Annotated in this window: 10 protein-coding genes; 3 read left to right on the forward strand and 7 right to left on the reverse strand. The window is 66.3% G+C overall.

Features of this window, described 5'->3' with window-relative positions:
* Nucleotides 1-110 precede the first annotated feature (110 nt).
* The 7 genes from EB812_RS09105 to EB812_RS09135 all read right to left on the reverse strand — a co-directional run bounded on the left by EB812_RS09105 (nucleotide 111) and on the right by EB812_RS09135 (nucleotide 9,052).
* Nucleotides 111-779, reverse strand: coding sequence for a translation initiation factor IF-2 (locus EB812_RS09105; RefSeq protein ID WP_207287359.1), 669 nt, complete (start codon nucleotides 777-779; stop codon nucleotides 111-113).
* A gap of 34 nt (nucleotides 780-813) precedes the next feature.
* Nucleotides 814-1,302: a pyridoxamine 5'-phosphate oxidase family protein gene (locus EB812_RS09110; protein WP_130958135.1), complete on the reverse strand. Its 489-nt coding sequence runs from the start codon at nucleotides 1,300-1,302 to the stop codon at nucleotides 814-816.
* A 516-nt stretch (nucleotides 1,303-1,818) separates the two neighbouring features.
* Nucleotides 1,819-3,753 carry an asparagine synthase (glutamine-hydrolyzing) gene (gene asnB, locus EB812_RS09115; protein ID WP_118230387.1) on the reverse strand — a complete coding sequence of 645 codons (1,935 nt, stop codon included), beginning with the start codon at nucleotides 3,751-3,753 and terminating at the stop codon, nucleotides 1,819-1,821.
* Nucleotides 3,741-5,078, reverse strand: coding sequence for a glycosyltransferase family 4 protein (locus tag EB812_RS09120; protein ID WP_130958136.1), 1,338 nt, complete (start codon nucleotides 5,076-5,078; stop codon nucleotides 3,741-3,743). Before EB812_RS09120 ends, asnB begins: the two co-directional genes overlap by 13 nt.
* A 186-nt stretch (nucleotides 5,079-5,264) precedes the next feature.
* The gene (locus EB812_RS09125) at nucleotides 5,265-6,284 is read right to left on the reverse strand and encodes a polysaccharide deacetylase family protein (RefSeq protein ID WP_130958137.1); all 1,020 of its coding nucleotides are present in this window, start codon (nucleotides 6,282-6,284) and stop codon (nucleotides 5,265-5,267) included.
* The gene (locus EB812_RS09130; RefSeq protein ID WP_242621261.1) at nucleotides 6,281-7,540 is read right to left on the reverse strand and encodes a glycosyltransferase; all 1,260 of its coding nucleotides are present in this window, start codon (nucleotides 7,538-7,540) and stop codon (nucleotides 6,281-6,283) included. Before EB812_RS09130 ends, EB812_RS09125 begins: the two co-directional genes overlap by 4 nt.
* Before the next feature lie 195 nt (nucleotides 7,541-7,735).
* The gene (locus tag EB812_RS09135; RefSeq protein WP_118230383.1) at nucleotides 7,736-9,052 is read right to left on the reverse strand and encodes an aminotransferase class I/II-fold pyridoxal phosphate-dependent enzyme; all 1,317 of its coding nucleotides are present in this window, start codon (nucleotides 9,050-9,052) and stop codon (nucleotides 7,736-7,738) included.
* A 316-nt stretch (nucleotides 9,053-9,368) separates the two neighbouring features.
* Here EB812_RS09135 and EB812_RS09140 point away from each other — a divergent pair, with 316 nt between their 5' ends.
* From EB812_RS09140 to EB812_RS09150, 3 genes are all read left to right on the forward strand, one after another.
* Nucleotides 9,369-12,806 carry an acyltransferase domain-containing protein gene (locus EB812_RS09140; protein WP_130958139.1) on the forward strand — a complete coding sequence of 1,146 codons (3,438 nt, stop codon included), beginning with the start codon at nucleotides 9,369-9,371 and terminating at the stop codon, nucleotides 12,804-12,806.
* A gap of 128 nt (nucleotides 12,807-12,934) precedes the next feature.
* Nucleotides 12,935-14,401: a TolC family protein gene (locus EB812_RS09145; RefSeq protein ID WP_118230381.1), complete on the forward strand. Its 1,467-nt coding sequence runs from the start codon at nucleotides 12,935-12,937 to the stop codon at nucleotides 14,399-14,401.
* Complete coding sequence (locus tag EB812_RS09150) at nucleotides 14,401-15,399, forward strand: HlyD family secretion protein (RefSeq protein WP_118230380.1); 999 nt, start codon at nucleotides 14,401-14,403, stop codon at nucleotides 15,397-15,399. The genes EB812_RS09145 and EB812_RS09150 overlap by 1 nt, the downstream gene beginning before the upstream one ends.
* Nucleotides 15,400-15,405: the final 6 nt, after the last annotated feature.

Raw genomic sequence — 15,405 nt, forward strand, 5'->3', positions numbered from 1 at the left:
ATGAACAGCAGTGCCCCTTGCCCCTATCCCTAAAATTTCTTTCCACAAGCATCGCGCCAGCCTGCGCCGGGCAGGCGCGCCCCAACCGGCACAGCGTGCCGCCAACGTCCTTATTCCGGCTTGCCTCGCCACTGCGGCGGCATGGCCTGCTGCGGGGTATGGGCCGCCTCCCCGGTGGGGCGTTCCGTCTTCCGGCGCGTGCCCGGACGCGCCAGACGGCGGGCCAGGTGCGGCGGCTCCGGCCTGACCGGGTCCGGCAATTCCGCCCCCGGCTGCGGCGGCAGGTGGGCCGGGCGGGTGCGCTGTGCCAGACGGCCGTTGCAGGCGCGCAAGAGCTGGACCAGGTCCGTAAAATCCTCTTCCACGCCCGGTCCGCTGAGCCGCCAGCGGGCCTGGCCGTGGGCCACTTTGTGGGTGCCGCGCAGTTCGCGTTCCCGCATAAACAGGCGCACGCGCCATTCCTCCGGCCTTCCGTCCGGACCGGGCAAGCGCCAGACCAGGCACTGGCCTGCCGCGTCCATCTCCACCAGCAGGCCGTCTTCTGTGGGGGCGCCTGCCTGCCGCAGCAAATCCTCCAGCGCGGCGTGCACAATGCGCAGATGCTCGCCGGAGGGCATGTTTTTCTGGTCTTCCCGCACCTGCTCTTCCATTTCGCGGATGCGCTCCAGGCAGCGGTCGCGCTCTTCCTCCAGCGTGCCCAGACCCTGCCGCGTGAGCCGCAGGCAGAACAGTACCGCCACAATGACCGCTGCGGCCGCCGCCGCCCATTCCCACAACATGCCTCACCTCCGCAACAAAAGCCTGCGGACAGGGCTACTCTGTGCCGCTGCGTTTGCCGGTGCAATGGACCACATCCACCCGCCAGACGCCCAAGGGCTTACGATAACCCTCCACATAGGCCCGGCCCTTTTCATAAAAATCTGCGGAATATTTGCCCACCAGCGCCATCAGCGCCCGTCGCCGCTCTTCGGGGTCCTCCACCAGCACCGCCTTGCCGAAAACAATGACGCTGGCGTAGCTGGTGGTGAACCGCTCCGGCGCCACCTGCTCATAGCCGATAACGGCCAGGCTCACCCGCGCGTCGCGGCGCAGGGCCGCTACCTTGTGACCCTCTGTGGCGCAGTGAAAATAAATGGCGTCGGGCTCCACCAGCACAAAGTTGAGCGGCACGGCATAAGGATAGCCCACAGGGCTCAGACAGGCCAGGGTGCAGAAGGGCGCTGCGCGCAAAATATCCAGGATTTCTTCGTGGCTCAGGGCCTTGGCGGCGCGGCGCAGAGGGGGGAAATTACATGAGGACATGGGGGCTCCTTCGGAAAGGGGAGTTCCGCCGGGGGCGGCGGGAGAGTCGGTTTTTGGTGCGTTGCGACAACCAGGGAAAAGGCATGATTGGACCCAGGCCGGGATTTTTATTGCCCTGTGGCAACTGGAGAAAAAGGCGTATCCCAACCGGGAGTTTTTGTTGCCCTGCGGGCATGGCGGCCTGGTTCTTTTATGGCGTTTGGGCCGCCTCCGGCGAGGGCAGGGGGCCAGGGGCGGGGCTGCCTCCCCTTCGGCCCCCTACAACCCCCATAACCCCCGCTTTCCCAGGGCAGCCGCGCGCAACCTTCGGGGGGGCATGACATGAATGTGGAGGTGCAGGGTGGCAAAAGCCCGTACCGTGGTCATCTGCCATGCAGATTTGTTTCGGGCAGGGTACGCCCGGCGTATTCCTTCGGGAAAGAAAGTTTTTTGAAGGATGGGGGCGTGGGGGAAGGGAACTTTTGTGAGCAAAAGTTCCCTTCCCCCCACAAAGCCTTTCCCTCCCCCCGCAAAGCGCTACACTTCCGGCCCGCGGCCATTGCGGCGGGCGTGCCACCAGAGTTGGAAGACCAGCAGGGTCCAGAGGGGTTTGCGCAGGTCTGCCTTGCCGGAGAGGTGGGCGTCCATAAGGCCGCGCACGGCTGTGGGGTTGAACAGCCCCTGAGCTGTGAGGGTGTCGGGCGCCAGGAGGTCTTCCATGAGGGGGCGCAGGCGGCCGCGCAGCCATTGGGCCACGGGGATCTGGAAGCCGCGTTTGTTGCGGTGCAGGATTTCTTTGGGCAACAGGTCGGCAAAGGCTTTTTTGAGCAGCCATTTGCGTTTGCAGCCGTGCAGCCGGTAGCGCACGGGCAGGCGCGCGGCAAAGGCGGCCACGTCCTTATCCAGAAAGGGGGCGCGCACTTCGAGGCTGTGGAGCATGGAGCAGCGGTCCACCTTGACCAGGATGTCGTCCAGCAGAAACTGCCGCACATAGACGTGGAAGGCGCGGGCCAGGGGCGTGGCGGCCTGCGGGGGCTGCCAGTGTTCATAGGCCTGGCGGGTGGGGGCAAAGAGGTTTTCGGGCGCGAGCAGATCGGGGGCCTGTTCCCGCAGGGCCGGGCTGAGCAGTGCGGCCTGTGTGTCCGGGCCCAGGGCCGTGAGCATGGTCTGCACCCTTTGCCAGGCCGGAGCGGCGGCCGCGCGCAAAAAGGTAGCCACGGCCAGGCGCGGATTGATGTAGCCGGCAGAAGAGGGCAGCAGGCGGGCCAGGGGCTCCACCAGGCCGCGCCGCAGCGCTGCGGGCAGGGCATTATAGCGTTCCGCCAGTTTGAAGCCGATGTAGTGCTCGTAGCCGGCCCAGAGCTCGTCCGCGCCGTCCCCGCCCAGGGCCACGGTGACTTTTTCGCGCGTGACGCCGGAAAGCAGCCAGGTGGGCGCTACGGAAGCGTCGGCCATGGGCACGTCCATGCTGCTGATGATCTCGGGCAGGGTGTCGGCGCACTGGGCGGCGGAGAGCACGCGCTCGTGGTGTTCTGTGCCGTAGGCGGCGGCGGCCAGGCGGGCGTAGCGCGATTCGTCGTAACTGGCCTCGCTGAAGCCGATGGAAAAAGTCTTGACAGGCACGGCGGACTGGCTGGCCATAAGCCCGGCCACAATGGTGGAATCTATGCCGCCTGAAAGAAAGACGCCCAGGGGCACGTCGCTGACCATGCGCCGCCGCACGGCGCGGGCCAGCAGGTGGCGCAGCTCTGCGCACAGTTCGGGCACGGGGCGGGTTTCGTCTTCGTCCGGCACGGGCATGTCCCAGTAGCGTTCCAGGCGCAGGCGGCCTTCCTCCAGCAGCAGCCAGTGGGCAGGCGGCAGGCTGACCACCTCCTTGTACATGGTCTGGGGGGTGGGGGCGTATTCGTAGGCCAGGTAGCGCATGAGAGCGGTGGGGTCCAGGGTCAGGGCCAGGCCCGGCAGCTGTTCCAGGGCGGTCACTTCAGAGGCGAAGTGGAAGCGTCCCTGCTGCAGGGTATAGAAGAAGGGTTTTTTGCCGAAGCGGTCCCTGGCGCAGAACAGGCGGCGGCGCGGCGCGTCCCAGAGGGCAAAGGCAAACATGCCGTCAAACCGGGCCAGGCAGTCCGGCCCCCAGAGGCGGTAGGCTTCGAGGATCACTTCCGTATCTGAACTGGTCTGGAAGCGTGCGCCGTGGGTCAGGAGTTCTTCCTTGATCTCCGCGAAGTTATAAATTTCGCCATTGAAGGTGACGGTAAGTTCGCCCGCCGTGCTGCGCATGGGCTGGCCGCCGCCGGACAGATCAATGATGGAGAGCCGCCGGTGCCCCAGGCATACGGGGCCGTCCAGCCAGAGGCCGGAACCGTCGGGGCCCCGGTGGGCCAGTCGGTCGGTCATGGCCCGCACCCATGGCCCGGCTTCCTGCGGCAGGGGGCTGCCGTCCGTCTGGCAGAGGCCCGCTATGCCGCACATGATTGCCGCCACTTCTGGTAATATGTGATGAAGATGTCCGCCAGGCGGCGACTGTTGCGTTCAGGGTCGAACATTTCTTCAGCCAGGCGCCGGCCGTTCCGGGCCAGGCGGCGGGCCAGGTCGGCGTCGTCGGCCAGGCGGGCCAGGGCTTCGGCCAGGGCCGGGGCGTCGCCCGGAGGGACGGCCAGGCCGGTTTCGCCGTCGCGTACGACCTCCGGCAGGGCGTTGACCGTAGTGCTCACCACGGGCAGGCCGTAGGCCAGGGCCTCGATAACCGTGTTGGGGATGCCGTCCCGCCGGCCCGATTTGTGCACAATACAAGGCGCGGCAAAGATATCGTGGCTTTCAAGAATGTGCGGCAGGTCGTTGTGCGAGATGAGCCCCGGCAGGTTGACGCGGCTTTCCAGAGCCAGTTCTTTGCGCAACTGCACGATCTGGGCGGACATGCGGCCCAGGCCCATGACGGCGCCGCCTCCGCCCGCGAGGGTGAGGGTGAAGTCCAGGCCTCTGTCCCGCAGCAGGGCGCAGGCCCGCAGCAGCACGTCAAAGCCCTTGGTCACGTCGAAGCGCCCCAGGGCCAGCAGACGCACGGGCCGGGGCATGGGGCGGACGGCCCCCGGAGGCGTCGGTTCGTCAGTGGGAGCGCTTTCCGGCGGGGCGGGCGGCAGGGTAAGGCTGTTGTAGACCAGAGCCACCTTGCCGCTGGCCTGGCCCTGGCCAAAGGCTTCAATACGGGCCAGGTCCGCCGCGTTGTTGGCGCGGATAAAAAAGGCCGCTTCCAGCTTGTCGCCCAGGTCCGGGTCCGCGGGGGCCAGGTTGTCGCCGCGGGCGGCCGTGGCAAAGGGCAGCCCCGTAATGCTGGCCGCCACCCAGGCGGCCGTAGCCGTGCCGCGCGGCCACGGGGCGTAGATCATGTCTATGCCCGCGTCCTGAAACAGGCGGCCCAGATACAGGCCCACGCAAAAGGCCCAGAAATTCTCGCCCAGCGTTTCCCAGCTCTGCCAGCGGCGACACACGCTGCGGCGCAACAGTTTCCAGGTGCGCCGGGGGTGCAGCAGGGTTTGCCGCAGCACCTCGCCCAGCACAGGAAACAACCGCCGCGCGCCCAGCACATAGGATCTCCCCGCGGCGGCGCGCATTTCCGTGGAGCACTGGCGCAGGTTGCGGCCATAGAGCGTAAAGACAGAAAGCGGCAAGAGCCGCCGCAACCCTTCCACTTCCCGAAAAATGAAGGGCTGCGTGAACAGTGGGTACCAGAGCAGCACATACGCTATGTGGGGCAGCCCTTCTGGGAACGGACGGGATTCGGCGGCGGTCTGTGACATGGGGGCGGGAACCTGCGGTTGGGGTGATGGGGCGGGAGCGGTGGGCCTTCAGCCAAAGGTGCGGGCACTGCGCGTCGGGCGTGGTGCGCCGTGCGGCAGAGCGGTCTGTCACAGTCGTTGAGGCAACAGTGCAAGCCGCGCTGCCGACAGGATGTTCAGCGAAGAACTATAGCCCCGGCGGGCACGTCAGGCAAGGGGCGCGCAGGTCCAGTCGCCCACGGCCGGAGGCGTGGGCGTGGGGGCCGTGGGGCCCATGGCGCGACGCAGCTCGTCCAGGGTCAGACAGCGCACCTGGTAGCGTTCATTGAGCCAGTGCAGCCAGGACAAAATTTTGTGCAGCAGGCGGTCCACGGCCGCCGCGTCGGGCATATGGGGCGCGCCACCGGGCATCATTTCAGAAGAATGCCAGGTCAGGGAAAGGACCCGCCCGCCCCGCGCCACAAACAGGCTGGTGATCCGGCGCATGGCCCAGAGTGGATGGTAGACGGGCAAAAGGGCCAGCGCCCCCCACTGCCGGAAACCCGCCCGCATGGCGACGCCCGCCTTGCCTGGCGCGGTTCGCAGCAGACCGGGCAGCGCCTGCACAAGCGGCGTGACCGTAAGGGGCAGCTCAAATATGGCCTTGTCCGCCACAGGCGCCCAGTAGGGGGCGGTGGGAGCGTCAAAGTGGTCCGGGCCCTGCAGGGGGGAGCGGGCACAGTGCAGGGGCCGCACCGAAGCGTCGGCCAGAACGCCGGCCTGAGCCAGCAGGGGCCAGTGGGCGCGGTGCAGATCCCACCGGCCCATGCGAAAGGAGGTCAGGGGCGCGCCCTGAAAGGATCTGCCGACGGCCATAAGGGTTGCCAGCTTGGCGGCCATGAGTTCCGGGCTCACGGCAATGGCGGGCACGGCCGCTGCCGTATCCGGCGGTTCCGGCGTGCCGGGCAGGGCCAGGGGCGGGGTGTTCCAGTGGTGCAGGTGCGCGCCGATTTCTGCATTGCAATGGTCGCGCAGCCGGGCCAGTATGGGCAGGGATGCCGGGTCGGCAAGCACACTGTGGGCGCAGAACAGGGTGGGGCGCACGCCAACGTCGCAGAGGGGGATCAGGCGCTCCAGGCAGGCCGTGTTGGCGGTGGTGCAGCCTCGCCGGGCGTACTGCCCGCCGAACAGGCCTTCTTCTTCCACGTCCAGGCTGACGGTGAGGTACAGCTCCGGCCGCGCGTTCATGCCTGCGAGGAAGGGGCCTGCCAGTAGCGGCGGCCTTCACTGACATACAGATCAAGAAGGGTCGCGATGTTGCGCTCGCGGTCAAACATGCGCGTCACCCGTTCCCGTCCGGCCTCGGCCATGCTTTGGGCGTGGTCCCGGTCTTCCACCATGCGCCGCACGGCGTCGGCTAGGGCGCGGGCGTCGCGCTGGGGCACCAGCAGGCCCGTCACGCCGTCTTCCACCACCTCGGCAATGCCGCAGACGTCGGTGGCAATGACCGGCATGCGGTGCGACAAGGCTTCCATGATCACGTTGGGGATGCCGTCCCGGTCGCCGTTGGTGTGCACCACGCTGGGCATGATCAGGATGTCGTGGTCCAGCATGTAGCCGCAGATCTGATCGTGGGGGATAAAGCCCGGCATGTTTACCACATCCTGCAGGCGCAGGCGTTCGCACATGGCGGTGAGCTTGCGCCGCCACCTGCCGTCGCCCACCAGGGTCAGGGTTACGGGCACGTTTTCACGCCGCAGCCTGGCCATGGCCGTGAGCAGATAGGGAAAACCCTTGGTGCGGGCAAAGCGTCCCACGGCCAGCAGCCGGTAGGGGGGCCGCATGGCGATGGCGCACTGCCCGCGCGGGGTGAAGGTCAGGCTGTTGTAGATGGCGTGGACTTTGTCCTGCTGCTCCTGGGGGCAGAATTGGCGCAGCCAGCGCACATTGGTGTGGTTGTTGGTGCGGATGAACAGGGCGTCGGCGGATTTTTCACGCAGGAGGCCGTCTTCGGGATAAATGTCGCCCGCGCGTCCTGTAAAGGCAAAGGGAATGCCCGTGAGCCGCGAGGCCACCCAGGCCGCCGTGGCCGGGCCGTTGGCCCAGGCCGCGTGGATGAGACGTACGCCGTCCTCCCGGCAGTAGCGGGCCAGCAAAAAGCCCGCCATAAAGCACCAGAGATTCTCGCCCAGGGATTCCAGATTGCGCATGCGGTGGAAAAAGCCCTGGCGCAGCAGCCGCCAGACCTGGCGCGGCTCTTTCCACAGGGCGGTGACAAATGCGGCCAGAATGGCCCCCGCGGCCTTTGCGCCCAGACGACGCACCGGGCCGTCGTAGCGGCGCATTTCCTCGCTGCAGCCGCGCAGCTTGGCGCCGTACAGGGTGTAGGCGTGCACCGGCAGACCCAGCTTGCGAAGCTGTACCACCTCGCGAAAGATGAAGGTTTCCGAAGACAGGGGAAACCACAACAGCACATAGGCCACCGGGGGCAGGCCTGCGCCGATGTCGGAGCTTTGACCTGTCGCAGGAGGGACTGGGGCTGCAGCGCCGTTCGCGGGGAAAGCCTGGTCGGTCGCGGCAGGGGGTGTTTTGCAGAAAGGCCCCGCCGACGCGACGGTATCCGCCCGCGAAGGGGCAGATGCCGCAGTCGTGGAACCGTTGTGTATAAGACCTGTCATAGATTTTTGCCCCCAAGGGGGCTAGTCGCCCTCCGCCGCGTCGGCGTGGGTGCGTTTGTATTCGTCCACAATGGCCCTGGCTTCAGGCATGGCTTCGCGTACGGCGTCCAGCGCTCTGCGGATGTGGTCTTCGGTGTGCGCGGCGGAAAGGAAGAAGCGCAGACGGTCCGTGCCTTCTTTGACGGCCGGGAAGGTGATGGGCATGACGTAGACCCCGCGTTTGAACAGGGCGTTGGACAAAAAGCCCGCCACCATCGGGTCGCCCACCATGACGGGCACCACGGCATAGCCCTGGGCTGCGCCCGTATCCAGGCCGATCTCCGCCGCATAGCGGATGAAAAACTGGGAGATGCGCTGCAGGTTGCGCACACGCTCCGGCTCACGCAGCATAATTTCCAGCGCCTTGCGGCAGGCCACGGCAATGACCGGGGGCATGCCCACGCTGAAAACAAAGCCCGGCGAACCGTATTTGAGAAACTCCACCAGCTCGTGACTGCCGGCAATGAAGCCGCCGCAGCCGCACATGGACTTGGAGAGGGTGCTCATCCACATGTCCACGTCCGTGGGATCTATATTAAAATATTCGCGCGCGCCCCGGCCCGTGGCCCCCAGCACGCCCAGAGAGTGGGCTTCGTCCACCAGCAGCATGCAGTCGTATTTTTTCTTGAGGGCAATGATGCGGGGCAGGTCCGGAATGTTGCCGTCCATGCTGAAGAGGCCCTCGGTAACGATGATGGCGCGTTTGTGTTCGGCGCGCTTGTTGCGCAAGAGCTCTTCCAGGGCGTCGCAGTCGTTGTGGGCGTAAGAGTAGCGCGTGGCGCCCGAAAGGCGCGCGCCCTGCACCAGAGAGTTGTGGGCGAGTCCGTCATGGAAGATGGCGTCGCGGTGGCCGAACAGAAAACCCAGGGTGGAAACGTTGGTGGCGTGCCCGCTTACATAGACGATGCAGTCCTCCACACCGTAGAGCTCGGCAAGAGCACGCTCCAGCTCGCGGTGGGGCGGGCGTTCGCCGCCCACCAGACGGCTGGCTCCGGCAGAGGTGCCATAGAGGGCGGCGGCCTTGGTTACCGCCTCGGTAATTTCCGGATGGGCGTTGATGTCAAGGTAGTCGTATGTGGAAAAGTTGAGATATTCCCTGCCGTTGATAAGCGTTGTGGCCTTGGCCGCGCGTTCGTGGCAGAGAAACAGAGGATTTTCCATCCCCATCCTGGCACCCATTTCCACCAGCCGATCAAAGGCGAGTTTGGAACGCATGCGGGTGAATCCGGTGGCGTTGCCGTCTGTGGCGGATGCGGGCTTCGCCCCGTTGCCGGCCTGACAGGAATGGTCGTTCTTCATGCCTTGTCCTCGTCAAAGTTATCCGAAAAAAAGCTCCGCAGCCCCTAGGGCGCAGAGCGAGCGCCATTTATTGTAAGGAGACAGCATAGCCAAAGCGGACACGTATGGCAAGCGGGAAGGCGCATACAAAAACCTTGTGCCGTCCTGCGGCCCCGGCCGCGTCCGGCAAGCCCGCAATCAGGCCGACAAAGGGGAAAGGCCTGGACAAGAGGGTTTGGATAGTCTAGCATGCCCTGTTGGTCACCCTTATATAAATAATTCTTTCCACCATCCTGCGCAAGGGGCGCTTTGCCGGCGCGCAGGCTCCGGGTTCAGCATGCAGCATCCGCCAGAATCCACCGCCAATCTCGCCGCCGTACGGGGCGAGAAACCCCAATCGCCGCTCACGGGGGACGCAGCCTCCGGGCTGGACGCCGCTCCGGATTGTCCCGTTCAGGCCCCCGCCGCCCCGGACCCTGCCGCAGAACTGGCGCTGGACGGCGTGCGCTATGTGGATCTGTGCGAGGCTGGGCGCACCTGGCGGCTCGGCAGCTGCACACCCCTCTGGCGGCAGGATCTGCCCCTCGCGGGAGGCGAACCCGACCCCGCGACGCTGGCGGCCCTGGCGGAAAAAGACGTCTGGCTTGCCCCGGCGGACGCGCCGCCGCCTCTGGCCCTCATGTGCTGCGGGCTTGGCTCCGTGTGGCCGGGCATGGGCCGGGAGCTCTACGACCATGTGCCTGCGGCCCGGGCTATGATGGACCGCATCGCCGCCGTGGCGGGCTGGGACGTGCTGGGCCTCATGGACGAAACGGATGTGGAAAAAATCAGCCGCACCCGCTGGCAGTCGCCCTATCTCTTTATGGTAGAGCTGGCCCAGTGGAGCGTCTTGGAAAGCCTGGGGCTCAACCCCGCCCTGTTTTGCGGGCACAGCCTGGGGGAGCTTATCGCCCTTTGTCTGGCGGGCATCTACACGCCGGAAGTGGGCTGGTACATACTGGATACCCGCGCCGCTCACATGGCCGAACTGGAGGCCCGCCCCGGCGCGGACACGGGCATGATGGCCGTACACGCGGAGCGGTCGGTCATTGACGAGGCCCATACTGCCTGGCCCGATCTTTATATTTCCAACTACAATACGCCGCGCCAGTATATTCTGAGCGGCCCGCGCCCTGTTTTGCTGGAAGCCCGCAAAAGTCTGCGCAAACGGCGCATCCCGGCCATGATGCTCAACGTGAGTCTGGCCTTCCACCATCCCGGCATGCGCGTGCTGCGCGACCTTTCCCTGCGCCGTCTGGGCGCGCTGGACATGGCCCCGCCCCGTCGCCCCGCACTGAGCTGCGTGACCACACAGTTCTACCCCCCGGACCAACCCGGCATCTGCCGCCATATTGCGGATCTGGACGAACACGCCGTGCGCTGGAGCGAAGCCGTGCAGGCCATCTGGCAACGCGACGGCATACGCCATTTTCTGGAACTGGGTCCGCAGGACACGCTCTGCGGCCTTGTCGCCGATAACGAGCCCCGCGCCCTCTGCTTGGCCGTCTCCCGCAAGGGGCACGAACTGGAAGCCCTGCGGCGCGTCTGCGCCCGTCTTTATGCTCTGGGGCATTTGCGGCGCGACGCCATTGCGGCCCGCATGGCCGCCGCCCCTGCCGGCCCCCGGTCCGCCGCCTTGCGGCCTTTGCCCCACTGCGGGCTTATCCCGCTGAGCGCCACGCGGGAGGCCGCCTGCTGCGTCTGCCGGCCCGACGAGGCCGAGGGGTCGAATGCCCCGGCCACGCCCCCTGCCCAGCCCGTCCCCGCCGTGCACTGCCCCCCCGCGTTGCTGGAAGTTTTGTCCAGGGCCAGCGGTCGCCCCGTGGCGGAACTGCGGCCGGACATGGACCTGCGCTATGACCTGGCCCTGCGCTCCAGTCGCTTCCCGCTCATTGTGGAAGAGCTGGAAAAGGTCTTGGGCCGCAGCGTCAATTTTGAAGATCTGCTGCGCGCTGTCACGGTGGGCGACCTGGCCCGGCTGCTGGGTGCGGGGCAGGCTCCCGACCCCACGGCAACCGTCCGCCGTCCGGTCAGAATCTGCCCTGCGCCTTTGCAGCGGCTGGCCCCGGCGGAAGGCGACGCCCCGCTCCGCCCCTTGCCCCTGGACCCCTGCGGCGCGGGCCTGCCGCTGGCAAGCGGGCAGACCTTGGCCGTGTGGCTGGAGGACGACCGCCTGTTGCCGCGCCTTCTGCGCGGCCTGGCCCCGCTGGGGCTGACCCTGGCCGTACCTGCGCGCCTGCTGGCGGCCTGCGCCCCTTTGACCGCGGGCGCGCGCCTGCTGCCCTGGGACGTCCCCCTCGGCGTTGCGACGGATCCCGCCGTCGCGGCGGCCTCTCTGAAGGCCCTGGCCTCCGTCGCCGGCACGGTGGACGGCCTGTTGCTGACGCCCCCCCCGGACACGGCGGCCCTCGCCGAGCAAGGGGCCGCACAGGCCGACCTGCTTACGGCTCTGTGGACGGCGGCCCGGCCCCACGGCCTGCGTTGGGCCTGCTGCTGCGCCGCCCTTGCGCCCACGCCGGAACACGCCGGCGGGCTGCTGCCCCTGGAGGATCGCCTTCTGGCCCTGGGCGCGCGGGATTCTGTGCCGGTGCGGGCCATACGCCTGCTGGACACGGGCCGGGCGGGGTTGGACGAATGGGGCGATCTGCTGGCCAGGGAGCTTTTGCGCGGTACGGCCGCGCGGGTGCTCTGGGCGCGGCCGGGCACGTTGCCCGACCTGCCGGACACAGGGGCCCCCAGTCCACTGCTGGAGCGGCCCCGGGCCTTTCCGCTGGTCTTTCCCGATCCGCACCCGGCCTATCGGGCCACGGCCACCCTGTTTCAGGGGGCCTGCCATTTTTCGCGCTACGCTGATCCCTCCCTGTCCCGACACGGGGGTTGCGGCCAGGCCAGGGCCGCCGGTCTGCCGGACCTGCCGTGGCTGCCTGTAAGCCGCGCTTTGGAAGCCTTGCTGGAAGGCGCGCGCCAGCTGCTGCCCTGGCTGACGGTCTGCGGTTTTTCAGACCTGCGTTTTCACGATTCGCCCCTGTTGCCGCCGGGCATTACCCGTGAATGTCGGGTGCTGGTGGAGGCTGAACCCTGGCTGGGACAGGATGCGGTCATGACCCGCCTGTGCCGGGGGCAACTGCTGACGCGGGGCCTGACGTCCAACGGACGTCATACGGACCAGTACGTCCCGGCGGCCGAAGGCCATGCCCTGCTGGCGGCGGCGGCGGGTTCCGTGCCGCCGCTCTGGCCGCGCGCCGAGGCTCAGGGAACGGGCGCAGCGCCCGCGGCTTTTTACGACGCCGCAGGCCTGGGGACGGACTGGCGGTTACTTACAGATTTTCTGCCCCTGGACGACCATTGTTTTGCCGCAGGCCTGCAGCCGGCGGGTTCGACCTCCATTGCTCCTCACGACGATTGCGGCTATACTGACGCTCTGCATGTGGTGGAGGGGCTGGTGCAGGCCGCCTGGCTGGCCATTGCCCATGATGCCGGCGCGCCCGGCGCTGTTGTGGACCCCACCGCCGGGCTGCGCGGCTGGCGGCTGGCGGCGGCGGGTTTTATCCGCTGGCGGGGGGCAGGGGCCGTCGGGCCCTGGCGGCTCATGCTGCGGCGTTCTTGGGCGGACGCCAATCTGCTGCGTTTTGACGCCCAGGCGCGGGACGCGGAAGGGCAGGTCTTTCTGACCCTGCACCATCTTGAGTTCGACCGTCTGCGGCCAGAGGCCGGGAGTTCGGCCCGCGAGGCCTGATACAATTTCGCGTTTCTGCGTGACGCTTCACGCGGGGGCGCAGGCACGCGGCAATGTCGGCCGCGTTTTCGCCCATATCCTTCCATCCGCCCGGCCCAGGTCCGGCGTGTTATTGCAAAGGATACCAGATGCAACGTGCGCACACTACCATACCGGGGCCTTTGCCGTTGTTGCTGCTGCTTATGGCGTTGAGCCTTGCACTCTGCGCCTGTGCCTCCAGCAAGGCCGGGCTCAAATCGCCGGAGCTGCCCGCCCGGCACTGGCTGGAAGAGGCCCCGGGCGTGCCCGTGGAAAACAAGGCCAAACTGGAAGCCGCGGTTCCCAATCTTTATGACCCCTCCAAGGTCTTTTCTTTTGAGGACTGCGTATTCCTGACCATTCAGCAGTCCCCCCTGCTGGTCAACAGCGCCGTGGAGCTGGAAATTAAGCGCGTGGCCCTGACCAACGCCGTGTGGAAGTACCTGCCCGAACCGCGTATGACCCTTACCGTGTCCAACAACCTCACCCGTTATAATATGGACCACAAGGACACGCCCGGCGACTACGGCCAGACGAAATTTCAGGTGGGCTTTTACGCTGCCTTCCCCAATCCGGTGGCCACCTATTTTGAGCATCAGGTGCAGAAGGCCATGGTCAACCTGGCCATTGCCACTCACCGCAAGGCCGTGGGCGAGGCCATCTACAAGATTGCCCAGGCCTACCTGCAGCTTCAGGCCCAGAGCAATATTGTCAAGGCCCAGCAGGAACTGCTGCCCCTGGGTAAGGAACTGGTGGACTACTGGCAGCAGGTGGAATCAGTGGAAGGCCGCCAGGGCGTTTCGCTGAACCTGGCCCAGCAGCACCAGCGCGAGCTGGAACTTATGCTGGAGCAGACCCGCATGCGTGAAACCATGCAGCGTACCCAGCTTAAGATTCTGGCCGGCGTGGAGCCGCAGCAGCGCCTTAATGTGGATACCGACAGCGCCGACGGCATCCTGGCGGGCTTTGACGGCCGCAAACTCACCTGGGACAATCGTTGGCCCGCCACTGAGGACGACCTGCTGTTGCGCGGCCAGGTCAAGCTGGCGGACTACAACATTATGGTGGCTTGGGCCCAGTATCTGCCCGATATGAGCCTTTCCCTCAACAACAATCCCCCTTCCGGGCAGTATCAGCCCGCCAGCGGCAGCGAAGACACCTTCCTCCATTTCAACATCAGCTTCCCTCTGGTGGACTGGGGACGTCGTTACCGCGGCGTGCAGACCGCCCGCATGCAGAAAGCCCAGGCCTTCCACGAGATGGCCCGCAAACGTACGGACTACTCCAACAACTGGCTGCAGGCCGAACAGCGGGTGTCTCTGGCCGAAACCGAACTGAAGCTGGCCAAGACCCGTTTGGACACCGCTGCCATGCAGTACAAGGAAGCGCACATTTCGTTTAACGAAGGCATTGAACAATTCCCGGAAGTGGCCAAGCGGCATGAAGCGGAAGTTCAGGCCCGTGTGGCCTACATCAAGGCGGATCTGGAATGCCGCCTGGCCCGTCTGGAATGGATGTATGTGGCCAACCTGCTGCAGGAGCGTTTTCTGGGGCTGCCCGCCAAGGAGATACTGTAATGCTGCGTGCCCGTACTCTTTGCCGTGCGGCCTCGCGCCGCGCCGTCTTGTCGTTTGTGCGTGTCCCGGCCGTGTTTTTGTTGGCCGCTTTGCTGTCTGCACAGCCGCTGACAGCGCCCCTGGCTGCACCGTCCGTCAGCGCGGCCGAGGCGCAGCCTTCCATCGGCAATGGCGCCACTATCCTCACGGGCAAGGTGGTGACCACCGTCACCCGCGCCGTGCCTGTGCCCTTCAACGCCGTGGTGGATCAGGTGCTGGTCAAGCCCGGCGATGCGGTGCACAAGGGCGCGCCTCTTTTGCGCTACCACCTGCAGGAAGAAGCGGAACGTGTTCTGCAGCGCGAAGTCACCACTGGCGCGGGCACTGAAGACCTCAAGGGGCAAGCGCTGGATCTGGAGCGTCGTCTGGCCGAAACCTCGGCCCAGCGCAACAAAACCCGCCAGCTGGTGGCCTCCGGCCTGGGGTCGCGTCAGGCTCTGAGCCGCCTGGAGGACGACGTCCACTCCCTGCAACGACGCATCGAACTGCTGCGCACCACCATCAGCAAGACTGAAAGCAACTTTGCCGCCCGCCTCAAGGAGCTGGGGGGCTATTTTGGCGCACCCATCCGCGAAGGCGAAATTCTGCCCGCTACCCTCACCCTCACCGCCCCCATTGAGGGCTATGTGCTCTCGCTGGACACCACCCTCAACGCCGGCACCTTGCTGCCCGCCGGCAGCGCGCCCATCCGCGTGGGGCAGCTGGACCCCGTGCTCATCCAGGTGCCCGTCTACGAGGCCGAAATCAGCGCCATCAAGGAGGGAGACGCTGTGGAGGTGGAAATTCCCTCCCTCAACAACAAAAAGTTTCTGGGCAAAGTGAACGAAATATCCTGGGTTTCCAGTGATATGAGCGTGGCAAACCCCTCCTACTACACCGTTGAGCTCACCGTGCCCAATCCCGGGCTGGAGCTCAAGCCCGGCTTCAAGGCCGTGGTGCGGTTCAAAGGGAGCAGGTAAGCCCGG

The organism is Desulfovibrio legallii, assembly GCF_004309735.1.
GTDB lineage: Bacteria > Desulfobacterota > Desulfovibrionia > Desulfovibrionales > Desulfovibrionaceae > Desulfovibrio > Desulfovibrio legallii.